Raw genomic sequence first — 21,507 nt, forward strand, 5'->3', positions numbered from 1 at the left:
GGCTTATTGAGATTCATCGTGAGTTAATGACGGCAGCCGCGAGATTGATGAAGGCTGCAAAGCTATGGTCGGTTTTGTCGGCACGCATGCGATGCGCTTGTAACTCATTGAGTTTGCAGAAGAAGTTCTCGATTAGGTGGCGCCATTTGTAGAGTTCCTTGTCGAGCGGCAGGGGAGAAGCGCGACGGGAGTGCTGTGAAATAACGATCTTGGCGCCGCGCTCGTTCAGATCGGCAATGATGGTCTTGCTGTCGAAGGCTTTGTCGGCGATCAAGCCGCCGAAGCAGACACCATCAATGAGCGGTGCAACGCCCACCGTGTCGAACCGCTGGCCGGGCAAAAGGACAAAGCGCACCAGATTTCCAAGTGCATCGGTGAGCGCCGGGATTTTGGTGGTCATGCCGCCCTTGGAGCGGCCTATGGCCTGGCTTTGAGTCCCCCTTTTGCGCCCTGTCCATGCCGGTGGACCTTGACGATGGTGGCATCGACCATGGCGTATTCCATGTCCGGTTCATCCGAGCAGGCCTCGAAAAAGCTGCATAAAAACATCGGCTTTGACCCGATCGCGGTAGCGCTTGAAAACGGTGTTCCAGCTCCCGAAGAAGGCGGGAAGATCTCGCCACGGGCTTCCTGTCCGCACGATCCAAAGCAACGCTTCAATGAAGCGGCGATTGTCACCCCCCCTTCGTCCGGGGTCGGTTGGTTTACCCAGACAATGCGGTTCCATCTTCGCCCATTGGGCGTCCGTCAGCACGAATCGGTCCATCCAAAGCTTGAATCACAACCAAGCCAAAACTGGAATCCTGAATCTCAACAAGCCTTAGAGCGCGCCAAATTCGGACCGCCACAAAACATCAAGGAGCTCCCCATTTCCGTACCCTAGAGCGGGATGAATTGAGCCTGAACCGACGGCGCATTCCCTTGGGCAGGCAAATCTGATTGAACTAACCGCTGCCGCGTTAGATGGAACGCGGGTCTGGCCTGAGGAGGCTCCTGCCTGAGAAACGGTGTGCGCCTTGCGTTCTTTTACGGCGTGACGCTCGGCCGGCGGCGCCCAGAACGGCTTCAAGAACCGTATCCGGGTCTACTAGAACGGCCGCTTCAGTAAGGTGAGGGCCAGCAACGTGGCCGCCACAACCTTTCGGCCATCGGCCAGGAAGGCGCCGGCAACTATGGCGCCACCTACCAGAACGGCGACCGCAACGTGGCCGGGGTCGGCCAGTGTGGCCGGGGACGGCCAGTTCGGCTCCAACCATACCGCCATCCTGACCCAGGATGGCAACGGCCCATCACTGCCGGCGTGCAGGTTGGCCATGGCTGTGATGCCAATGTTAGTCAGAGTGGCAGCGGCAATGTCGCCGCTTTCGTCCAGGCCTGCGAGTAATCGGCAGCACGAGCAGGGCGACCGCGGGAAGGGCCGCGGTCGCGGCCAACGAACGCCAAGGAGACGAACCATGCCACGCATAACCAAACATCCCCGCCGCGTCGCGGCACTCGCCTTGGTCCTGGTCTCGGCCAACGCGCGGGCAACCATGGCCACCGCCAACCAGCCCGTCGGGCCGGTGCGCTGCGAGATCCGTGTCACGCCGAAAGGTGGCATGGTTTCGCTTGAGGCGCTCGCCCATGTCGACAGAAACGTGCGAACGCACTCTGCCGACCGCTTCAATGCGGATGTTCGCCGGGATGTCCCGGAACCTCATTGTCCGCCGCAGAGTCCAGTTTGCCGCCTTTTGCGCCTCCAGCAGAATTGCGCTTTATGAAGGAAGTTGGCGGGTCTGGATCCGCAATGGTGCAAACTTGATCGAACGGGGGTTCGAGTCGGAAGACCGCTACATCGCAACACCCATCGAGGGGCTCTCTTTTGCTATCTGCGGCGAGCGTGACAGCAGGTCAGGATTGAGCGTCACGAGGTCGAAAACCACTTCTCGCCGCAATGAGAGGCGGGAAAATAGGTAAACAAAATCAAGTATTTATCACAAATCATACGCAAAAGCCGCACACGAAGTTCGTCCTCTCTTCCAGGCTCCTGCGATCGACGGCCGGACGGCTTGCAACCGACAGATCGTCCGGCCGGAATCCGATCTATTAGGCAGGTATCAGGACGGCAATACGATGGATGCCAACGACCTTGCTTGTATTCGTCGCCTCGTCGGTCTTGCCTTTGGCGCACGTGTACATGTCGCCTTCCTTGAGTTTGAACTCCTTGTCCGCTTTCTTGATCGTAAACGCACCGGCCGTAATCGTACAAACCATGTCGTTGTCCATCACGGTTTGAGGAGCATGTGCACCGGGCTGAAAGACCACGTCGACAATGGCAATGCTCTTGTAAGCAGGAATGTCGGCGTTCCCGGTGCCGATCTCAACCACTCTGACACCGGGCGCAATCTCCTTGCCATCCTTCGGACCGTATTTCTTGGCTTTGGCGGATGCCGCCATACTGAACAGAGGTGTTACTGCCGCGGCCGTCACACCGAGCGCAATTGCAGACCTGCGATTCATTGTTTTCATCGCGTCCTCCCATGTTTTGGTCACGCACGAAGTGCATGGCCAAAACATATTAGCACAGACGAATTTACTTGTACGCGAAGCGACAGTGGTCGCGCGGGCAAGTGGGAGCTTTTTGCAAGGGCCGCCTCTCTGCACCATAGCTTCTCCGGCTAGTTCGTCGATGATCGGGCTGTCCGGCCTGTCATCGTCCTGGAGCGCGGCAAGACGCGCGCCGAACTGATCGAACTGGCTGACAATGTCACGGTCGAGGAGATCACCAGAAGCTTCACAATGTGGTCGAGCTCTACATCTCGCCGCCTGCGCATGCCGTCGTGCTGTCGGTCGACGAACAGAGCCAGATACAGGCGCTTGATCATACTCAGCCGGGGTTGTGTCGTGGGGCGACCATGACGCACGACTACAAGCGCAACGGCACCACTACCCTGTTCGCCGCGCTCAACATCCTCGATGGCTCGATCATCGGCCGCAACATGCAGCGCCATCTGCATCAGGAGTTCATCCGCTTTCTCAATGCCATCGAGGCTGAAATGCCCGCCGAGAAGACTGTCCACGTGATCCTCGACAACTATGCCACCCACAAGCAGCCGAACGTCCGCGCCTAACTGGATCGCCATCCGCGCTGGACATTCCACTTCGGGCCGACCTCATGTTCATGGCTCAACGCCGTCGAGGGCTTCTTCGCCACATTGACCCGGCAGCGCCTGAAGCATATGACAAGGGCACCTACGCGCAGAATCGCGACAAACAGCGGATCATTGTTGGCCAGTAGACCCCAGCGTGGCCCGCGCTCTTAGGCGCGGGCCAGTCGCGGCTGGCCGAGACGTTCCAGCGTTCGGGCAGCGTTGCCGGCGTCGGCATGCCGGGCGAGGGCTTGGCGATCGATTATCAGCGTTCGATAATGGCGGGTTGGGCTGGCAGGAGCTTGCCTCAGCCGGCGTATACTGCTGGGAGACTCCGGCTACAAAATCTCATTGGGCGGTTGCAAGATTTCTAGCCGCAATCTCTTCGGCAATACCTTCGAAGTTTGCCAGCCTCGACGAACCAAAGCTGGTCGAGAGGGCGACATCAGTCGCGTCCCGGCCGGTCGCCATCAGGATTCTTCCGATGCGCGTGTGATTGTGCCTTGCGTCGGATGTGAACCAATGACCGCTAAGGTAGCCTTGGAGCCACGCGCTGAAATCCATCGGATCCGGAACGGGGGGATTCCGATATCGCCGAGATAGCCGGTACAATAGCGCGCGGGGATGATATTCATGCAGCGGCTCAAAGATATTGCAAGATGGGCGAAGTCGCGACAAACACCGGTTCGATCCGGTGAAGCCGCTATGCGCGGTGTGCAATGCGTCGGCATCCTCTGTTCCTGGAAGGACCACCGATGACCGACGACATGATGAACCTGCGCATGCTCGTGGAGAAGAGCGCGGATGCTGATCTTTTGCGTGAGATGATCGGCTTCGCGGCCGAGCGGCTGATGGAGATGGAGGTGGGTGCCGTGACCGGCGCTGCCTATGGCGAGAAGAACCCGCTCCGGACAGCGCAGCGCAACGGCTACCGCGACCGGACTGGGAGACACGGGCGGGGACCGTCGAGCTGCGCATCCAGAAGCTCAGGAAAGGCTCTTACTTCCAGGGCTTTCTCGAGCCGCGCCGCATGGCCGAGAAGGCACTGACGGCCGTCATCCAGGAGGCTTATGTCAAGGGGATATCGACACGCTCGGTCGACGACCTGGTCAAGGCGATGGGCATGTCGGGGATATCGAAGAGCCAAGTCTCGCGGCTCTGCGAGGAGATCGACGGCAAGGTGAAGGCCTTCCTCGAACGGCCGATTGAGGGCGACTGGCCGTATCTGTGGATCGACGCCACCTACCTGAAGGTCCGCCGGGGCGGACGCATCGTCTCCGTTGCCGTCATCATAGCCGTCGGCGTCAACACCGACGGCCGCCGCGAGGTGCTGGGCATGGAGATCGGCACATCCGAGGCAGGAGCCGATCGGGACGGAGTTCCTGCGCAAGCTCACCAGACGCGGCCTGCGCGGCGTGAACCTGGTCGTCTCCGATGCACATAAGGGACTGAAAGCGGCCGTCACAAAGGTTCTCTCGGCCACATGGCAGCGCTGTCGCGTCCACTTCATGAGGAACGTGTTGGCGCATGCCGGCAAGAGTGGGCGCCGCGTCGTCTCGGCCTTCATCGCCACCGCCTTCGCCCAGGAGACACCCGAGGCAGCCAGCGCCCAGTGGCGCGCCGTCGCGGATCAGACCCGGCCGAAGGTCCCGAAGCTCGCCGCCATCCTCGACGACGCCGAACCCGATGTGCTCGCCTACATGACCTTCCCGAAGGAGCATCGGGCAAAGCTGAACTCGACCAACCCGATCGAGCGCCTCAACGGCGAGATCAAGCGGCGCACCGACGGGGTCGGCATCTTCCCCAACGACCACGCCATCGTTCGACTCGTCGGCGCATTGCTGCTCGAACAAAACGACGAGTGGGCCGTCCAGCGTGCCCGCTACATGACGCTGGAAAGCGTCGGCCAGTTGAGCGATGATCCCCTCATCAGCCTGCCCGCCGTGGCCCGCTGATCAGCCCGGCCCTGCCGGACAGCAAGGCGACCAATGCCGCCAGCTACACCACGCGGTGGGACACCATCAAATATCAAATAGCTGCAACTTTCGTACGCTCTATTCCTTGGTCACTTTCGCCTCAACGTGCATCCCAAAAAGCTTGATGCGGGACAAGAATAGCTGCCGGAAAGAGGAATGGTTTGTGGTGGGTGGCGAGCGACTGCCACCCTGATCGGTTGCCGACAATGCCATTGGTCGGATCGAACCGGACCCAACCGGCTCCGGGCGAATAGACTTGGCACTAGGCATGCGTTGAGCCTCCGCCCCGCACATCCGCACTATCTCGGGTTGGGACATAGACATATCCCGTCACGGAGCGGGCGGCGAAGCCAAGCGATCGAACTGCTTCCATCATGAAAAGTGCCAAGTCACGGCACGTGCCCCGCCGCAGAAGTAGCGTGACCAGGGCGGGCTGCGTCCCAGGTTCAGTCCGACGAGAATACACAAAGCTTTCGTGGATGGCATAGCAGAGCGTCATCAACAGCTTGCCTGTCTCGGTCTGCCCGGCGGCGCTCAAGAACTGGCGCGCCCATTTCGATTTCGTCGCCATCGTCTGGATGCTGGCGTTCGATGGTCTGCGAGAGGTCGAGGGCTTCGTCAGGCTCATAGGAAAAGGGATAGCTGAGTGCCGCCTTGTCGATGCGGAAGTCTGGCGTAAGCTGAGGCGTGTGATCAAGCCGAATGGCGGTTTCGAAGTGCAGTTTCTAGGGAGACTCCGCAAAATCGATCACCGCAACGCAGTTTCCGAAAACGTCGTGAATCTATCGAACCTCCTTGGGCTCCGTAACGACGACGAGGGCGTGGTCGAGAAGCCTTTGATCGAAGCTGTCGCGTGGCCTGAACATCAACCGGTGTTCGCCAAACCTTACCGGTCGCTGTACTGGTAGAACGGTTGGGTGCCTCACTGAAAAAATAGGCATAGCGTCCGAGTACCACATTCTACATACACACGGGTTCGCGGCACAATTATGCCTTCGGCGTGGTGTCGACCTCAGGGCGGCAGATCCGCCATCGAGAACAGTCAGATACCTCGCAATAGACTTGACGCTTGGCACGGAAAACGCGCGCTGGCGAGGCTGCTAAAGGCCCAAATAAGAAAAGCCCGGCGCGGGGAGCTCCGGGCTTTCCGTTGTAGGAGAGTGTGTGTCGCACTACTCAAAACTGGCCTCTGCGACGGCCATCAACGTATATTAGAATCTATGAATAATTAGTTTCCGCGTTTCTGAGGTGGTTCGGTCGCCGAGCGGACGACGACGACGACCAGTGCCGACAAGCTGACGGTGACGACGGCGCTCGACCAGGATGTCGACGGCGCTGCCGATCAGACGCAAGTCTATGTCAGGAATGCTAACGGCTCGACCACAACCACAGATTCGGAAAACAGCGTCAATGGCACTTTGCTTCGCAAGGCGGTGACATCAGCGTCGGCCGAATGGCTTGATTCAGAGCGATTCCACCGGCAACGGCGTTTTTGATCTGACCAGCACAGAGACCACTGTGGTTGAGCCACCGCAGCGACCAGGCGGGTTCCGGGTTCCTGCTATGGCTTGGACGCCAGTGGCCATATCTCGCAGGGGTCGTAGAAGCCCTTGGCAGCTTCGACCGCCTTGAAATGATGCCGGTCCCGGTTCTGGCGCTGGACGACGATGGGGCCAGGCCAGGAATCATCATTGTTCTGGCGGGTATTTTCCGGGCCAGCAGTTCCCTTCTTCCGACGTGACGCGGAATCATTGAAAAATTCCGCGTTATCACAGCTTGGCTATACCGTTATTCCTTCACGGCCTCGACGATGCCCAGCATTTTTGAGGGGGGATACCAGACCTTGCGGTATTTCCAGCCGGACCTTTCCAGTAGCGCAGCGTATTCCTCTTCCGTGCGTTCCCGGCCGCTGCCCCAAATCAGCATATGAACGTCAAACAGCTTGGAGAAATGCGAGGTGTCCGGGTCCGGGACGACCTGCTCGACGATCAACAGCCTGGCCTGCTTCGGCGCCGTCCGCTGCATGGTGGAGAGAATCTGCAGGCATTCCGAGTCGTTCCAGTCATGTAGAATGCGCTTCAACATGTAGGCATCGGCGGAAGGCACCGCCTGGAACATGTCACCAGCCACGTAGGTGCAGCGATCTCCGACCCTCATCTTCGCTGCCCACAACAACTCTCGATTGGCGATCACGCCAGGCAGTTCCAACACCGTGCCTTTGAGGTGCCGGTATTTGGCCAGCAGGTTACATAGGGCATAGCCATGGCCGCCGGCGACGTCGCAGAGATGCGAGACGCGGGAGAAGTCGTAAGTTTCGAGCGCTTGCAGCACCAGCATATTGTCCATGCCGGAGAAGCTGCTCATCGCCGCGTTAAATACGGCGCCGTAATTCGGATTTCGGGCCGCATACTCGAAGGCGGGCGCACCAAACTCACGAGCAAAGCCGTCCTGGCTCCCTTCTGCGATCAGGGCGCTCAGGTGCTTCCACGCAGCGTAGTGCTCGGGACCTTCTTCCAGCAGGGTCATCGCGCGCAGGCTATGCGGGTGGTCCTCGCGCAACAGTTGGCCGCTCGCGGTCAATGAGAAGGTTTTGGCCCGATCCTCGCTCAACAGCCCCAAGGAACCGAGCGCCCGCATGAGCCGGTACAACAGGTCCGCATCCAACCCGCGCTCGCCGGCGACGTGGGCAGCGGTCTTGGGATCGCTCGCAAGGGCGTCGAAGACGCCCAACTTGGTTCCCGCATAGAGGATTTGGCTCCGCCATCGCCCGAAGATGGTTTCGATCACCTGTCCGCTGGCATCCCCGGCCGGACCGTGCTGAGGCGGCGAAACCTCGACCGGCTCTCGCAATTGCTGTTGCGGCATGGCATTCTCCTTTGCTGAAATCTTTGGTCGCCCCGGAGCGGGTGACCGCGCAGGCATTCAACGCTATGCTGGCGATGGTAGGCGTCGCAGCTCGGCGTGTAACGAAAGGCCGACGATGGTTCGCCGAAATTTCGACGAAAGCGCCCCAAGCCGCACGGACGCGGCGGCATCGCGGATGAAAGCCGACCTGCCCAGAAACCTTTACTTCGCCGGCTGGACCCTCAATCTCGCACGCCTTTCGCTGGAGCGCGAAGGTAGGGAGGTTTTTCTCAGGCCCAAATCATTTGAAGTGTTGCATTACCTGGCGGCGAACTCTGGCCGCGTTATCACCAAAGACGAATTGATGGAGAGGGTCTGGTCCGGGACCATCGTCACGGACGATTCGCTCGTGCAGTGCATAAAGGACATTCGCGAGGCGATCTGCGATCAAGAGCGGCGGATCGTCAAGACCCTTCCGCGACGCGGCTACCTGTTCGCGGCGGTCGTCACGGACGGCGCGACCCCACCAATTTCAGCGGATTCCGTATCCCCGATCCGCTTCGCCAAAAGCGGCGAAGTCCACATCGCCTATCGGGTTTGGGGAGAAGGTCCTCGCCATCTTGTGTTCTGCCCCGGTTTTGTCACCCATATCGAGAACGCGTGGACCGAGCCGAGCATGGCCCGGTTTCTGCGCCGCATGGGACAGTTCGCTCGGGTCGTCATGTTCGACAAACGCGGGACCGGCATGTCGGACCGTGTCGAAAGGGTTCCTGGCCTTGATGCGCGCGTAGATGATTTGCGTGCCGTTCTGGATGCTGTGGACGTCGAACGGGCGGCCATCATCGGTCCGTCCGAAGGCGGCTCGCTCGCCGCCTATTTCGCCGCCACCCAGCCACACCGCTGCGAAGCGCTCGTGCTCTATGGTGCGTTCGCGCACTTTGCCTCTTGGATCAGAAGCGAAGAGGCCTTGCAGAGACTGTTGCAATACATCGATACGAGCTGGGGCAGCGGCGCGAGCTTGCCCATGTTCGCTCCCTCGATGGTAGGAAATGCGGCATTCCAAGAATGGTGGGGACGATACGAGCGGCTCGGCGCGACTCCCGCCGCGGCCATGGCGCTTATGCGTCTGAACAGCGAGATCGATATCACCGGTATCCTTCCCAGCATCCGCGTTCCGACCCTGGTCATTCACCGAACGGCAGACGCCTGCGTTAATATTGAAGGGGGGCGGCAGCTTGCCGCCAGCATACCGAACGCACGTTTGGTCGAACTCCCTGGCGCTGATCATCTCCCTTGGGTGGGCAACAACACTGATGAGATTCTTTGGCTCATTGAAGAATTTTTAGCCGGTCGGGAGCTCGCAGGCGCGGTTCCGCCACCACGGCCGTTAAACTATCCAGCGCGGCACTGATGGTATTTTTCGGGTTGCTGACGTCGCCACAGCGCTGCTTATCGTTAAGCATCGCCCGATTGATGTCGATAGTCTCTAAACCCACCAATATTAGATTCAGCCAATTTTCCTCTTTGAATTTTGAATTCAAGATCACGTCTCCGACGCTGCCTTGAACAGCAGGTCGTAGACCAGCGCCTTGTTGTGGAATGCGATGTCAGCGACCTCGGCCGGCAGCGTAAACCCGACATGGACGTAGCCGACTGGCAGCAGGTCGGCCTCGCGCTCGGCCAGCCAAGCGCCGCCAAGCCCTAGGCCGGATCGACATTCAGGATTCCCAAATCATCTGATGTCTGATTCATGAGTTTCCGTGTTCAGGCCACGGAGCGGACGATGGGGATCAAGCGGTACGAATTGGATAAAGCGCAATGGCTGCGGATCGCGCTGCTTCTGCCTGGCAAGGCGCGTGATCCGGGCCGCACTGGCTCGGATAACCGTTTGTTCGTGAACGGTTGTTTGCGGGTCCTGCGATCGGTCGCGCACTGGCGCGACTTGCCCGAACGTTATGGCAAGTGGAAGACGGTGCATCGGCGTTTCAGCCGGTGGTGCCATGCCGGCGTGTGGGAACGCGTGTTCGACACGCTGACCGCTGACCGCGACAACAAGTACCTGATGCTCGACAGTACCATCGTTCGCGCCCACCAGCAGGCAGCGACCGGAAAAGGGGGGCCAAGGATCAGGCGCTGGGGCGTTCCCGAGGTGGACTGACCACCAAGATCCACATGCTCTGCGACACGCTTGGCCGTCCCTTGCGGTTTCTGATCACACCTGGCCAAGCCAATGACATCACCGCTGCTCCTGACCTTCTGAAGGGCCAGGAGGCCTGTGCCGTGCTCGCCGACAAAGCCTATGACAGCAACGATTTACGCCAACGCATCGCCGACATGAAGGCCGAGGCGGTGATCCCCTCCAAGCGCAACCGCAAGGTCGCCATCCCTCACGACACCGACGTCTACAAGCACCGAAATCGCATCGAACGATGCTTCAATCGCCTCAAGCACTTCCGTAGATTCGCCACGCGCTACGACCGACGCACAATTCACTTCACAGGCTTCGTACACCTCGCCGCCGCAATGATCTGGCTGCGGTGAATGTCGATCCGGCCTAGTATTTCGGGCAGTGCCGGTTGCGGCAGGAGTTGTAGGCGATCCGTCATTGGCTGCTGTCAATCGGCCCGCAATTGGGACCCTGGATCGGCGCGCAAAAGGGGGCAGCCTCAATCTCGCTGCATGTGAAGGCTGAAGTCGCGATTTTTCCGAGGGGGAATCAGCGCGATGGAACGGAGATCTGGGCCGACGAAACTTGCGCCGGCGGGCTTCGTCGTCGAGCATGCGAAGATCGACACGTGGCTCTAGTCAAACTGGTAGGCCTCGCTCGGCGGGAAGAACACCGGCACATAAGCTTCCGCCGTCGCTGATCCCTGAGCCTTCGCCCAGGTCTTGGCGTATCGGCGATCCGTTCGTAGCTGCCGTCGTATCCGAGACCGCGAAACTCCTTAAAGATCCGGATCAGCGTTAGCCGCTCGCGCCCAACCTTGCTGTGATTGCCGTTCAAAAATCCATCGAGCCGATCCTGCCAGGGGCCGATCTTCGGCATCGGCTGATGCTCACGCTCGTAGCGGAACTCCGTCGCGTCCGACCGCAGCACTTTCCGGACAACCTTCCGCGATATCCTCAATTCGCGGCAGATCTCCTTGATCGGCGTTCCTCAGCCCATTTTGTGCAAAAGAAGTGCAAAGCTTCTTCGGCTTCATCCTTTTTCATGCACGAGATCATGGTTCGGGTGTTGCTCGAAACGCAAGGCGGTACCGGCTTCGGAGCCGCAGGCTCGGTGATCATCTTGTGTCGAGGTTGGAGTTGTAGGCCGGAAGACGCCGCGTGTCCAATGCGGGCGGTTCTCCATCGAAGCTGCAAACGCCACAAGGGCGGGGTTGCACACGATGTTGAAAACCGCAGCTGATAGATTGGTCTTCTATGACCCTAAAAACCGGCAGCGGCGGTGGGCAAGCTCGCAACACATCTTCTCGCAATCGCCAGTCCGCCTTCGATGGTGTTGGCCGGGTCTCCTTTGGCCAAGACCCGGGCTGCCTATTGTGCGGAACCGGAACGTCGTGTGAGAGCAGCCGGCAAGGGCTATCTTTGATTAGGCTGGGCACGCCTCGAGGATGGAAATGGGTCCCCGGGTCTGAATCACTCGTTCAAGGCGCAGCCCAGCGGCGTCGAACAAGCTTGCATATTGGGCCTGCGTTCTCTCCAGGCCGCCAGTGACGGCGAGCATGACCACGTCGATACCCTTGATCTGGTTCGGTTCGTCACCCGGCGGCACGAGCGTCTCGGCCACAAGCACCTTCCCGTTCGGCAGCATTGCCTTGCGGCAATTTCGCAGGATCTCCGCGGCACGCCCATCATCCCAATCGTGAACGACCTTCTTGATGACGTAGACGTCACCGGTGGGAACACTTTCAAAGAAATTACCGGCGACAAATTCGGTGCGCGGCAGGTCGCCTCCGGCACCCTGGCGTGCTGCCGCGACGCCCGAAGGCAGATCGAAAAGCACGCCGTCCAGGTGAGGGTTGCGAGCCAGGATCGCCGAGAGAAGCTGGCCATGTCCGCCGCCAACGTCGACGATCCGCGTGAACGGCTTGAAATCATAGGCTTCGGCAACGGCCTCGTTACTGCCTTGGCTCAGGGCGACCATGGCACGCTGAAACAAGGCAGCCTGCTCCGGATGTTCCGACAGCCAGTCAAATCTTGGGCTCCCGAACACCTTGTCGAAGGCCGGCTTTCCGGTGCGGACAGAATGCAAGAGTTGCTCGAAGGCAAGATAGGCCTCGCTGTTGATCATGCGGACGAAGTCGCGGGGACCCGGCTGATCGGAGCGCAGCACCGCACCAATTTCCGTCAACTGGAAATGACGGGGCAGTACCTCCCTGAAGACCCCTTCAGGCGCGAGAAGTCGCATTACACGATAAAGCGCGTCAGCATCTGACTGAGTGGCAGCCGCTAGTTCATCCACCGATTGCTCGTTGACAGCAAGGAGATCGGGGATGCCGAGTTCGACAACGACGCGCAGCGCCTGCGACACGGCGAATCCAAAGCCTAGCCTCATGATCTGTTGTGATGGGTTGAGCATGACATCCCTCCGATACGGGAGCAACGCTGTTATCGCGCAGGCGCTTCCAGGCATGCCACCGAGCGCTCGAACGCAAGGTGGCCGTCATCGGTCGCAAGTATGAGCTGATGTTCCCGGCGCAGCCCGTTGGACGCGATCTGGGCGATGGTACGCGCCGGTGCGTCTAGCTTTCGAGCTGCTTTTTGCCGATTTCGTCGATGGCGCGTGCTCGTTGCTTCGCGTCCGGGATGCGATCGGCCTGCGAACGCATCGCGGCCCAGAACGCAGCCCAGGTGTCGGCTTTGAGGTTGAGTTCCGGATCGAAGGTCGAGTCGAACTTTGCCGCTCGGGACGGTGGGACCAGGGTGGCGCTGTGCGTGGCTATCAAGAAGATGCCTTCAGTGTCCAAATCCGCCAGCTTCGGCACCAGCGCCCGCATCTCCTGCTCAAGCAGCTTCACGCCCGCCCGGTTCAGGTAGGCAATCATGCGACGGGCATTGGACGGATCGTGTGAAGCCATGATGCTTGCAAACAATTGCTGGCGATGGTCCTGAAACGGCGTGGCGACGTACATCGTCGCCGTCAGCAGGCCGTCGTACTGCCACAACTCCAGCCCCGAAGTGTTCTGGAATGCATCGACGGCTCGTTGTCCCAGCTCCGTGGAGTTGAAAAGGAATGCACGGCATCGGCATTCGGCGGGCGTGGTCAACAAGCGAAGGATCTCATCGTTCAACAGATTGCGCTGCCCGGCATTCAGCTTGTCCGCGAACTTGCCGAGATCGGGCAGACGGCCGCCAAGGACGGAGGGGCTGCCATCGACCAGAATGTTGTAGGCCGCTGCCTTAATCATGTTGTCGTCGACGAAGCCGGCCCTGTCGAGCAGGGCGACGATGCTCAGCCCGCTGCGATGATCGCCTGCGGACACGAGTTCGTATGCATGCTTGGCCAGCGAGACCGAGTTATCCTTCGGCTTGGGCGGCAGAGATGGATCGAATGCATAGATCGCGCCGGCCATGGCCTGCGAAGTAAGGTTGACGTCGCCATAGCTCACCACCTCAAAAGGTCCCTGCCGCGTTTCCCAAACAGATTGCGCGCGGTTGAACGGTCCCATATTCATCATGAACAGCGGAACATAGGCGGGGACACGTGCCGAGATCCTGCGCCATTTAAGGGCGTCCGCCTTCTGTCCGTTCTCAACGACCACCGCCTTGAGTTCAGAAGACCAGGCTGAAGTCTGACGATTGTAGGGCGCATGAAGAATGTGGAGACCGTCCGGGACGGTGGCGAGCTTGGTTATCTTGAAGCACTCGTCGATCCTGCCAACCGTGCGAAGTTCAAATGTCGGGTCGTCTTTGGAGCAAGCTTCGCCGGAGGCCAGTGTCGTCTGCTTGATCGAGTTGATCGGCTTGGCGCGATCGTTGTCCGTGTAGCCGATCTCGACCTGCCGATCCACCACGCCCTCGGTGACAAAGGTGCGGCTGAAATTCAGATAGTCATCGACGACCAGGGTTTTGATCTTCGCCAGGCTCGGATCGATGTCGGGCGGCATTATCTTCGCCGCCTCGAAACTCAGATATACGCGCATGACAACGGAGATCAGGGCCCATCCGCCGAAGAACAGGACCGGCGCCCAGGCATAGCCGGATTTGCCGCGCCGCATGCCGCCCGCGACGAGGAGCAATGCGACCCCGAGAGGCAAGACGAGACTGACGAGCATGCCAACGCCGCCGAGTACCCCCATGGTCAGGGCGGTAATCGCCACCCCGCCATAGGCGCCAAGCCCGCAGGCAACCGCCAGGACGACAATGCCGACGGTAATTTGGCCAGTGCGCTCCATACAGTAATGTTTAGACAGGAGAGAGTTTCGGCTGCGCTAATGGCCATGCTTAAGATGGCTTAAAGAAAAAGGGCGGCATCGCTGCCGTTGTCGACTTCGACGCCTTTGGCTAGCAACGCATCCGCCAGCGCTACCGACTGTGGCGCGAGCGGAACGCCGGCGCCGACCGTTATGAAGACGGGCGGATATCGTTCTGACCGAACGGAAGGACCACCTCGATTATCTTCGGAAGAGGTTCGCGCCATTCGTGAAAAACCTGATTCTACGCGGCGGCGTATCGGCGAAAGATCGCAGAGCAGCCGGCATGGCATTGAATGTCCCGGATGACGATGAGCGGCTGATCCTCGCGACAGGCCGCTATATTGGCGAAGGCTTCGACGATACCCGTCTCGACACGCTGTTCCTGACGATGCCGATCGCCTGGAAAGGAACATTGGCACAGTGTGTCGGCCGGCTTCATCGCGAGCACGACGGGAAAAGGGATGTCCTGGTCGTGGATTATGTCGATCAGACGGTTCCTGTCTTCGCCCGGATGGCTGGGAAGGGACGGACGGGTATCGCGCGCTGGGCTACGTGATCGAGTAGCGGCGCCCCGCCGTGTTGGGAGGCGCCGCGGTGTCGATCAGCGTGACCAGATCAGCGCATATTTGCCATCGTCGCCTTCGAAGAGGTTGGCGTAGATGGGTGCGCTGAAGGAGGGATCGTCGAGCTTGACCGAGTGGTAGGTCCGGTCCTCCTTCGAGGTCCGGCGCCGGGCGGCACCGATCTCGACGCCGGAGACGATGACCCGCAGGTCGGGCGCCTTGTCGCTGGTGACGGCAGGATCGCTGGGGATGAGGCGCGCCTTGGCGTCGATGGCGAGGGTCTTGATGGTGCCAGTGTAGGTGCCGTCGTTGCTGAGGGTGAACGAACCGATCTGGGACATGGTGGAACTCCTGTGCTGTGTTCAAGCCCGCGACCATCGCGGCCTTGTGGCGATCGAGAGCCCCGGGACGGCCGACCCGCACCGTCAGGCCGCAGCGCATGCGAAGGACGGCGCGCGGCGATCTTGTTGTTGGGCGAGGAGCGGCGCAGCCGCGGGGAAGAAGATCGCCGCCGCGCTGTTGCGGGGAACAGGCCGGGTCGCAGACCGCATCGCGGGGCAGATCCGCCAGAACAAGGCCCGTCGGTCGCAAGGCATCACAGCACCCGGCAGAACCAGCCTGCAGAGGGCGTTCTCACGCCACCCGACAGCACCAGGTACTATCGCTGACGTTCCGAATGACAGCCACCTCGGATCATAGTCCCGCCTCCACATGCAAAAGGAGGCGACATGCCAACAGGTGTTTATGTTCGTAAGAACGCGGTCGAGGACCGCTTGAAGGCGGGGATGGCTGCGGAACACGCGGCGGACTTTGCGCAATGGCTTCGTGAGCGACGGTATACGCCACGCACCGTCATTGAGAAGATGCGGCTGCTTGCGAGCTGGACGCACTGGGCGCGCGCGGAGAATTACATGTTTGCCGCGGTCCGTGAGGCGTATGGGGCATCGTTCGCCTTGATCGCAGCGGGACAGTGCCCGCGCTTCCGAGGCGACGTCAACCAGGACGCGGTCGAGACCGCCAAGCTGTTCATCGCCTATCTCGAGGATCGCGGCGTGTTGGCACGCCTGCCGGCCAAACCGGTTGCGCCCCTGGTGACCGAGTTTGCGGCTTGGGCCCGCGAGCAGCGCGGTCTGGCCGAAACGACGCGGGCCACGTATCTTGGGACGATCATTCCCTTCATCGATGCGCTGGGGGAGACGCCGAGCGCCTACGACGCGGTGATGATCCGTGCGTACATGACCGAACGCGCGAAAGCGGTATCGATCGCTCGGATGAAGGGGATATCGGTCGGCATCCGCGCGTTCCTGCGCTTCCTGATCGCGACAGGACGATGCGGGCCTGGGCTCGACCACGCCATGCCCAATGTTGCTGGCTGGCGGCTGGCCTCGATCCCGCGCTTTCTGCCCGAAGCCGATATCACGCGGATCATCGGAGCGTGCGAGGGAGAGCGTCGCCTACGCGACCGGGCTATCATCCTGATGCTGGTCCGGCTCGGACTTCGGGCGAGCGAGGTGGCACGGCTCAGCTTCGGCGATATCGACTGGCGGCAGGGCAGCATCCGCCTGTTCGGCAAAGGCCGGCGCGAAGAACTGCTGCCGCTCACCCAAGAGATCGGCGACGCGCTGCTTGCCTATATCGACCGCAGCCGACCGACGATGGCCGTGCCATCCCTGTTCATTACCGAATATGCGCCGCTGCGACCGATCGACCGCATCACGGTCAAATGCCTGGTCAAGCGCGCGCTGGAACGCGGGGGTGTCGAGAGCCGCTATAAAGGCGCGCATATCCTGCGACACTCGGCGGCCACGGCGATGCTCCGCCACGGCGTCAGCCTGACCAATGTGGGCACGGTGCTGCGCCATCGGTCGCCGGATATGACCGCGCATTACGCCAAGGTCGATATCGCGCTTCTGGCGGCTATCGCGCAGCCCTGGCCGGGGAGGTCGCCATGCTGACCGATGATGCCGATCGTTACATCGAGCTGCGCCGCTCGCTCGGCTTCAAGCTCGCCAAGACGGCCCGACACCTCACCGCGTTCACGCGCTATGCGGTCGACTGGGGCGACACCCATGTTCGCGGCGAGACCGCGCTCACCTGGACGGCGGCCGTCTCGTCGACCCCGCGCAGCCACCAGCGGCGGCTTGGGGAGATCGCGCTCTTCGCCCGCTTCCTGCACGCCGAGGATCGCGCGCACGAGGTGCCGCACCATCATCCCAACCACAGTGCTGCAACACGTCCCGCGCCTTATATCTACACATCCGAGGAACTGGCGCGCATGCTCGACGCCGCAGGTAATCTGCGGCCCCAGAAGCCCAGCCCGCTCAGGCGCCACATCTATGTGATGCTGATCGGGCTGCTGGCGTCGACGGGCCTGCGGATATCGGAGGCTCTGAACCTGAGGTTGGACGATCTGCTGCCCGACGGCGTGCTGCACATCCGCCAGACCAAGTTCAACAAGAGCCGGATCGTGCCGATGCACGCCAGCGTGGTCGAGGCGATGCGGGCCTATCTTGAGGTCCGCCGGCGGTTCGCCGGGACGGACGACCATGTGTTCCTCTCGGTGGATGCCAAACAGATGCCGCTTCGAACTGTCGAGAGTACTTTCCATGTGATCCTGCGCCAGGCTGGCGTCGGTCAAGATAGGTCACGTCGCCCACGTATCCATGATCTGCGCCACACCTTCGCGACTCGCGTGCTGGAGCAATGCGCGACGCGCCGGGATGATGTTGCGCGGGACTTCGTCGCGCTCTCCACCTATCTCGGCCACGCAAACATCCGGCATACCTACTGGTATCTGGAAGCCACGCCTGACCTCATGGCCGACATTGCGGGGGCTGCCGAGGCGCTGATCGACGGGAGGCGCTAATGACGCCGCTCGCTCCGCTCATCACCAGCTTCATGCGCGTGCACATGCCGCAACAGCGCGGCTACAGTCCGCACTCTTGCGAGGCCTACGCATACAGCTTCCGGCTGCTGTTCGCCTTCGCTGCCGGGCGCTTGCATACGCGCCCGTCTTTGCTCCAACTCGAGCAAATCGACACGGAGATGGTGCTCGCGTTCCTGCATCACATCGAACATGATCGCGGCAACGGAGCGGCGACCCGCAACCTGCGGCTCGCCGCGATCAAGGCGTTCATGCGCTATGTCGAGCTCCGGCACCCAAGCGCCCTGGAGCAGATCGCCCAGATCAACGCTATCCCCGGCAAGCGTCATGACCACAAGCTCATCCGCCACCTGACCATGGACGAGGTCCGCGCCGTGCTCGATGCGCCTGATACAACGACGCGCCTGGGTCTGCGGGACCGGGCGATGCTGCACCTCTGCTTCGCCGGCGGCCTGCGCGTCTCTGAGCTGGTCGGCCTCGCCCTGGAGAACGTCACGCTGCAACCCAGTCCGAGCATCCTGGTGTTCGGCAAGGGCCGGCGCGAACGCAGCCTTCCGCTCTGGAAAGAAACGGCCCGCGACGTGCGAGCCTGGCTTGCCGTGCGCGGAAAGCCACCGGCGACGGAGCTGTTCGTCAATGCGCAAGGGATGGCGATGACCCGCGCCGGCTTCGAGTACATCCTCGAAAAGCATGCAAAAGCCGCCGCGGCTCGATGCCCGACGCTGGTCGGGCGCACACTGTCGCCACACCTTCTGCGGCACAGTTGCGCTGTCCTCATGCTGCAGGCCACACGCGACATCCGTAAGGTCGCGCTCTGGCTTGGCCACGCCGATATCCGCACTACCGAGGTGTACCTGCGGATGGATCCGTCCGAAAAGCTCGAGGCCATCGAGGCCGTGTTGCCGCCGGCGCTTCGTCGCGGTCGGTTCAAGGCGCCCGACGCATTGATCGCATCGCTGATGGCCGATGCGTATACCGTGCCGACATGAGGCGGGATGGGCCGTGTGAGCATCATGGCAATGCAGCCTGACCGGATCTGGGTGGTCCTGCTGGGTGCCGTGATGCCTTGCGACCGACGGGCCTTGTTCTGGCGGATCTGCCCCGCGATGCGGTCTGCGACCCGGCCTGTTCCCCGCAACAGCGCGGCGGCGATCTTCTTCCCCGCGGCTGCGCCGCTCCTCGCCCAACAACAAGATCGCCGCGCGCCGTCCTTCGCATGCGCTGCGGCCTGACGGTGCGGGTCGGCCGTCCCGGGGCTCTCGATCGCCACAAGGCCGCGATGGTCGCGGGCTTGAACACAGCACAGGAGTTCCACCATGTCCCAGATCGGTTCGTTCACCCTCAGCAACGACGGCACCTACACTGGCACCATCAAGACCCTCGCCATCGACGCCAAGGCGCGCCTCATCCCCAGCGATCCTGCCGTCACCAGCGACAAGGCGCCCGACCTGCGGGTCATCGTCTCCGGCGTCGAGATCGGTGCCGCCTGGCGCCGGACCTCGAAGGAGGACCGGACCTACCACTCGGTCAAGCTCGACGATCCCTCCTTCAGCGCACCCATCTACGCCAACCTCTTCGAAGGCGACGATGGCAAATATGCGCTGATCTGGTCACGCTGATCGACACCGCGGCGCCTCCCAACACGGCGGGGCGCCGCGCACATCAGCCCGTTATTGTGCGGCGCGAAACAGCCACAAAAGCCCCGGGATACCGGGACCTCCAGCACGCGACTCCGCATAATCCCGCGCTACGCATAATCGGTGTTATGCGGTGCACCGCATAACACAGAGTTCGGGGCGGCATGGAAGAAGACCTCGCGCGAGGGACGCGACTACCACTCCGTAAAGCTCGACGATCCCAGCTTCCCCGCTCCGATCTATGCGAGCCTAGTCGAGACCGACACCGATGGCGACTTCTCGCTCATCTGGTCCCGCCGCACCGCAGAATGATCCATCTCAACACGAAGCCCCACCGCAAGGCGGGGCTTCGCCATGTTCAGGTCAGGCGCAGCCTAGGCCTCTGTCAGATGCAGCAGGTTACGCTTTGGCCCGCGCCTTGCGCGCCTTCTTCACCGGCGACTTGATTGCCGCCGCAGTGGTTCTCGCTGCCGCCACCCTGACGGCCGGTTTGCGTTTTTCTGCCGCGGCAGACGTGGGCGTCGCCGCCTTGCGCCCAAGTCCAATTGATTTCGCCAGGGCCGACCGGGTCGCCGCATAGTTAGGCGCCACCATCGGATAGTCCGCTGGCAGGTTCCACTTCTGCCGATACTGGTCGGGGGTCAGGTTAAAGTGCTGAAGATGCCGCTTGAGCGATTTGAATTTCTTTCCATCTTCCAGACAGATGATGAAGTCGGGCGTTACCGATTTCTTGATCGAAACTGCCGGCTCCTGTTTTACCACGGGTTCTACCGCCGGCGTGCCAATGCCATTCAGGGCGGCGTGGATGTCGCCGATTAGTTTCGGCAACTCGCCAACCGGTACTGGATTGTTCGATACATAGGCCGCGACAATGTCAGCCGTTATCGACACGGTATCCAGTTTGTTGCCTTGCTCGAGAGCAGTGGTCATATAATTTCCCTTTTTTGTATCGGATTAATTGAGCGACGATTGATTTTTCTGCCCTGCCCACGACGCAAATAGTACGTTTCTTCGTAAAATCCACCTCTCTTGCGCAACATGACAAGAGTAAGTTTCGCTTCTGTCATTCCATCGGCTGGGATGCCTTTGAAGATCTCATCTAAAGCGAGGAGCTTCCCTCGCTTTTCCGCCCGTTCCAGCTGTGCAGAGCAGTGCTGGCTCGCACCCTGGCTATAGAGTTTGTATCAACGCGCAGTGTGCATGATCGCATCTGTGGGGCGTGGGAGGTTTCGAGGGGAACACGATCTGGCATTTGAAGGTTGCTGATAGGGCAGCACCTGCTTTGACGAGCTTCGCCTACTCAAGTTTTGCGCCCTTCATCATCTGGATCAAGGCCTCGCGAGAGAAGATTGTCGCCGGTAGCGAGGAAGATCGCGAAAGCCTCCTGCGCAAGCGCTTGACTGCGGCGTCGGCGCTGGCGCACCGGCGGAAGTCTGCTGTTAGGGCTTCGTGCCGGCCGCTGCTCGCGCCAACTGTGGCTACGTTCGCCGTCCCATCTGCTCTTCACGCCGTTCAGCATCGAACGCCTGCCTACCCTTCGCAGTCCATAATCGTTGTGCTTGCTCTCCTTCATGGCTCTGCAGCTTCGCAGCGATCCAGAGCATCGCGCCGTAGATGGTAGCGCGATCTTCGTTGGTGAGCTCGACGATGCCTGCCTTGACGACGAGACCGCCAAGTTCGATCAGATGTCGCGTGCGCTGGCGTCGCTCGACCTGCCACCCGCGCATGTCACTGCGAGCCTGTGCCGCTTGCCGGCGATTGTGGGCTGCCCGGTTGTGTTGGAGCGCCGAGTGGGTTGCGCTGAGATGCCGGAGCAGTTCGCCGGGACCCGCTCTCGAAAAACATCACTCCACGCTTGGCCCATGCCTCACGCTTTGAGGTGTCTTTCGTCTCAGTGATCGCGACCAGCGCGCCGGCCAGTTCGTCGCTGCTGAGCTGATCGGCGCCGGTGGCAATCACCAGCTCGCCAAGTTGCTGCACCTTTCGCGTTTTGAGCTCTCGCGCTCTGTCTTCCAGCGCCTTCAGTTCGGCGTCGAAATCGCGTGGTTTACGCATG

16 protein-coding genes and 10 pseudogenes are annotated in these 21,507 nt (G+C 61.0%); 13 read left to right on the forward strand and 13 right to left on the reverse strand.

Annotated elements, in window-relative coordinates; all coding sequences use genetic code 11:
• Positions 1 to 13 precede the first annotated feature (13 nt).
• Positions 14 to 766: pseudogene (locus AC56QQ_RS08125) on the reverse strand (IS5 family transposase).
• A gap of 274 nt (positions 767 to 1,040) precedes the next feature.
• Here AC56QQ_RS08125 and AC56QQ_RS08130 point away from each other — a divergent pair.
• Positions 1,041 to 1,384: pseudogene (locus AC56QQ_RS08130) on the forward strand (curlin); the annotation flags it as partial.
• 701 nt (positions 1,385 to 2,085) lie between these two features.
• On the opposite strand, the gene AC56QQ_RS08135 reads toward AC56QQ_RS08130, so the two are convergent.
• Positions 2,086 to 2,508 (reverse strand): hypothetical protein, encoded by a 423-nt coding sequence (locus AC56QQ_RS08135; protein WP_489863215.1) that lies wholly within the window; start codon positions 2,506 to 2,508, stop codon positions 2,086 to 2,088.
• A 257-nt stretch (positions 2,509 to 2,765) separates the two neighbouring features.
• Between AC56QQ_RS08135 and AC56QQ_RS08140 the strand changes: the two are divergent.
• Positions 2,766 to 3,215: pseudogene (locus AC56QQ_RS08140) on the forward strand (IS630 family transposase); the annotation flags it as partial.
• Positions 3,216 to 3,310: 95 nt separating this feature from the next.
• Positions 3,311 to 3,397: pseudogene (locus tag AC56QQ_RS08145) on the forward strand (ABC-type transport auxiliary lipoprotein family protein); the annotation flags it as partial.
• A 201-nt stretch (positions 3,398 to 3,598) separates the two neighbouring features.
• Here AC56QQ_RS08145 and AC56QQ_RS08150 read toward each other — a convergent pair.
• Positions 3,599 to 3,859 (reverse strand): transglutaminase-like domain-containing protein, encoded by a 261-nt coding sequence (locus AC56QQ_RS08150; RefSeq protein ID WP_489863214.1) that lies wholly within the window; start codon positions 3,857 to 3,859, stop codon positions 3,599 to 3,601.
• A gap of 24 nt (positions 3,860 to 3,883) precedes the next feature.
• On the opposite strand from AC56QQ_RS08150, the pseudogene AC56QQ_RS08155 reads away from it, so the two are divergent.
• Positions 3,884 to 5,083, forward strand: a pseudogene (locus tag AC56QQ_RS08155) (IS256 family transposase).
• A gap of 110 nt (positions 5,084 to 5,193) precedes the next feature.
• Here AC56QQ_RS08155 and AC56QQ_RS08160 read toward each other — a convergent pair.
• Positions 5,194 to 6,045, reverse strand: a pseudogene (locus AC56QQ_RS08160) (transglutaminase family protein).
• Positions 6,046 to 6,405: 360 nt separating this feature from the next.
• Between AC56QQ_RS08160 and AC56QQ_RS08165 the strand changes: the two are divergent.
• Positions 6,406 to 6,600, forward strand: a complete 195-nt coding sequence (locus AC56QQ_RS08165) for a hypothetical protein (protein WP_489863213.1) — start codon at positions 6,406 to 6,408, stop codon at positions 6,598 to 6,600.
• A gap of 292 nt (positions 6,601 to 6,892) precedes the next feature.
• Here the strand turns inward: AC56QQ_RS08165 and AC56QQ_RS08170 are convergent, their stop codons facing one another.
• Positions 6,893 to 7,969: a methyltransferase gene (locus tag AC56QQ_RS08170; protein ID WP_489863212.1), complete on the reverse strand. Its 1,077-nt coding sequence runs from the start codon at positions 7,967 to 7,969 to the stop codon at positions 6,893 to 6,895.
• Between the two features lie 175 nt (positions 7,970 to 8,144).
• On the opposite strand from AC56QQ_RS08170, the gene AC56QQ_RS08175 reads away from it, so the two are divergent.
• On the forward strand, positions 8,145 to 9,359 hold the full coding sequence (locus AC56QQ_RS08175; protein ID WP_497101008.1) for an alpha/beta hydrolase: 1,215 nt from the start codon (positions 8,145 to 8,147) through the stop codon (positions 9,357 to 9,359).
• Positions 9,360 to 9,494: 135 nt separating this feature from the next.
• Here the strand turns inward: AC56QQ_RS08175 and AC56QQ_RS08180 are convergent.
• Positions 9,495 to 9,638 (reverse strand): annotated as a pseudogene (locus tag AC56QQ_RS08180) (IS91 family transposase); the annotation flags it as partial.
• 93 nt (positions 9,639 to 9,731) lie between these two features.
• Here AC56QQ_RS08180 and AC56QQ_RS08185 point away from each other — a divergent pair.
• Positions 9,732 to 10,489: pseudogene (locus tag AC56QQ_RS08185) on the forward strand (IS5 family transposase).
• 263 nt (positions 10,490 to 10,752) lie between these two features.
• Here AC56QQ_RS08185 and AC56QQ_RS08190 read toward each other — a convergent pair.
• The 3 genes and pseudogenes from AC56QQ_RS08190 to AC56QQ_RS08200 all read right to left on the reverse strand — a co-directional run.
• Positions 10,753 to 11,096 (reverse strand): annotated as a pseudogene (locus AC56QQ_RS08190) (IS21 family transposase); the annotation flags it as partial.
• Positions 11,097 to 11,540: 444 nt separating this feature from the next.
• Complete coding sequence (locus AC56QQ_RS08195; protein ID WP_497126311.1) at positions 11,541 to 12,530, reverse strand: methyltransferase; 990 nt, start codon at positions 12,528 to 12,530, stop codon at positions 11,541 to 11,543.
• Positions 12,531 to 12,693: 163 nt separating this feature from the next.
• Positions 12,694 to 14,346, reverse strand: coding sequence for a hypothetical protein (locus tag AC56QQ_RS08200; protein WP_497126313.1), 1,653 nt, complete (start codon positions 14,344 to 14,346; stop codon positions 12,694 to 12,696).
• Positions 14,347 to 14,593: 247 nt separating this feature from the next.
• Between AC56QQ_RS08200 and AC56QQ_RS08205 the strand changes: the two genes are divergently transcribed.
• On the forward strand, positions 14,594 to 14,923 hold the full coding sequence (locus tag AC56QQ_RS08205) for a hypothetical protein (RefSeq protein ID WP_489863208.1): 330 nt from the start codon (positions 14,594 to 14,596) through the stop codon (positions 14,921 to 14,923).
• A gap of 45 nt (positions 14,924 to 14,968) precedes the next feature.
• Here the strand turns inward: AC56QQ_RS08205 and AC56QQ_RS08210 are convergent, their stop codons facing one another.
• Positions 14,969 to 15,271, reverse strand: a complete 303-nt coding sequence (locus tag AC56QQ_RS08210) for a DUF736 domain-containing protein (RefSeq protein ID WP_497126315.1) — start codon at positions 15,269 to 15,271, stop codon at positions 14,969 to 14,971.
• A 387-nt stretch (positions 15,272 to 15,658) separates the two neighbouring features.
• Here AC56QQ_RS08210 and AC56QQ_RS08215 point away from each other — a divergent pair, with 387 nt between their 5' ends.
• The 5 genes and pseudogenes from AC56QQ_RS08215 to AC56QQ_RS08235 all read left to right on the forward strand — a co-directional run.
• The gene (locus AC56QQ_RS08215; protein WP_489863207.1) at positions 15,659 to 16,885 is read left to right on the forward strand and encodes a tyrosine-type recombinase/integrase; all 1,227 of its coding nucleotides are present in this window, start codon (positions 15,659 to 15,661) and stop codon (positions 16,883 to 16,885) included.
• The gene (locus AC56QQ_RS08220; protein WP_489863206.1) at positions 16,879 to 17,796 is read left to right on the forward strand and encodes a tyrosine-type recombinase/integrase; all 918 of its coding nucleotides are present in this window, start codon (positions 16,879 to 16,881) and stop codon (positions 17,794 to 17,796) included. Before AC56QQ_RS08215 ends, AC56QQ_RS08220 begins: the two co-directional genes overlap by 7 nt.
• On the forward strand, positions 17,796 to 18,803 hold the full coding sequence (locus AC56QQ_RS08225) for a tyrosine-type recombinase/integrase (RefSeq protein WP_489863205.1): 1,008 nt from the start codon (positions 17,796 to 17,798) through the stop codon (positions 18,801 to 18,803). Before AC56QQ_RS08220 ends, AC56QQ_RS08225 begins: the two co-directional genes overlap by 1 nt.
• 327 nt (positions 18,804 to 19,130) lie before the next feature.
• The gene (locus AC56QQ_RS08230; protein ID WP_489863204.1) at positions 19,131 to 19,433 is read left to right on the forward strand and encodes a DUF736 domain-containing protein; all 303 of its coding nucleotides are present in this window, start codon (positions 19,131 to 19,133) and stop codon (positions 19,431 to 19,433) included.
• 162 nt (positions 19,434 to 19,595) lie between these two features.
• A pseudogene (locus AC56QQ_RS08235) lies at positions 19,596 to 19,763 on the forward strand (DUF736 domain-containing protein); the annotation flags it as partial.
• 87 nt (positions 19,764 to 19,850) lie between these two features.
• Here AC56QQ_RS08235 and AC56QQ_RS08240 read toward each other — a convergent pair.
• The 3 genes from AC56QQ_RS08240 to AC56QQ_RS08250 all read right to left on the reverse strand — a co-directional run bounded on the left by AC56QQ_RS08240 (position 19,851) and on the right by AC56QQ_RS08250 (position 21,506).
• Complete coding sequence (locus tag AC56QQ_RS08240) at positions 19,851 to 20,381, reverse strand: Ros/MucR family transcriptional regulator (RefSeq protein ID WP_497126317.1); 531 nt, start codon at positions 20,379 to 20,381, stop codon at positions 19,851 to 19,853.
• 548 nt (positions 20,382 to 20,929) lie between these two features.
• A complete protein-coding gene (locus tag AC56QQ_RS08245) occupies positions 20,930 to 21,178 on the reverse strand; it encodes a conjugal transfer protein TraD (RefSeq protein ID WP_489863202.1) in 249 nt (82 codons plus the stop codon).
• Between the two features lies 1 nt (position 21,179).
• A complete protein-coding gene (locus tag AC56QQ_RS08250) occupies positions 21,180 to 21,506 on the reverse strand; it encodes a conjugal transfer protein TraD (protein WP_489863530.1) in 327 nt (108 codons plus the stop codon).
• Position 21,507 lies beyond the last annotated feature (1 nt).

The organism is Mesorhizobium sp. RCAM 05099 (assembly GCF_059683685.1).

Coding starts and splice junctions, on each gene's coding strand:
- AC56QQ_RS08135 (WP_489863215.1), bottom strand. CDS start 2,508: ATGAAAACAATGAATCGCAGGTCTGCAATTGCGCTCGGTGTGACGGCC.
- AC56QQ_RS08250 (WP_489863530.1), bottom strand. CDS start 21,506: ATGCGTAAACCACGCGATTTCGACGCCGAACTGAAGGCGCTGGAAGAC.
- AC56QQ_RS08240 (WP_497126317.1), bottom strand. CDS start 20,381: ATGACCACTGCTCTCGAGCAAGGCAACAAACTGGATACCGTGTCGATA.
- AC56QQ_RS08225 (WP_489863205.1), top strand. CDS start 17,796: ATGACGCCGCTCGCTCCGCTCATCACCAGCTTCATGCGCGTGCACATG.
- AC56QQ_RS08150 (WP_489863214.1), bottom strand. CDS start 3,859: ATGCCGACGCATTGCACACCGCGCATAGCGGCTTCACCGGATCGAACC.
- AC56QQ_RS08210 (WP_497126315.1), bottom strand. CDS start 15,271: ATGTCCCAGATCGGTTCGTTCACCCTCAGCAACGACGGCACCTACACT.
- AC56QQ_RS08175 (WP_497101008.1), top strand. CDS start 8,145: ATGAAAGCCGACCTGCCCAGAAACCTTTACTTCGCCGGCTGGACCCTC.
- AC56QQ_RS08220 (WP_489863206.1), top strand. CDS start 16,879: ATGCTGACCGATGATGCCGATCGTTACATCGAGCTGCGCCGCTCGCTC.
- AC56QQ_RS08170 (WP_489863212.1), bottom strand. CDS start 7,969: ATGCCGCAACAGCAATTGCGAGAGCCGGTCGAGGTTTCGCCGCCTCAG.
- AC56QQ_RS08245 (WP_489863202.1), bottom strand. CDS start 21,178: ATGCGCGGGTGGCAGGTCGAGCGACGCCAGCGCACGCGACATCTGATC.
- AC56QQ_RS08200 (WP_497126313.1), bottom strand. CDS start 14,346: ATGGAGCGCACTGGCCAAATTACCGTCGGCATTGTCGTCCTGGCGGTT.
- AC56QQ_RS08215 (WP_489863207.1), top strand. CDS start 15,659: ATGCCAACAGGTGTTTATGTTCGTAAGAACGCGGTCGAGGACCGCTTG.
- AC56QQ_RS08195 (WP_497126311.1), bottom strand. CDS start 12,530: ATGCTCAACCCATCACAACAGATCATGAGGCTAGGCTTTGGATTCGCC.
- AC56QQ_RS08230 (WP_489863204.1), top strand. CDS start 19,131: ATGTCCCAGATCGGTTCGTTCACCCTCAGCAACGACGGCACCTACACT.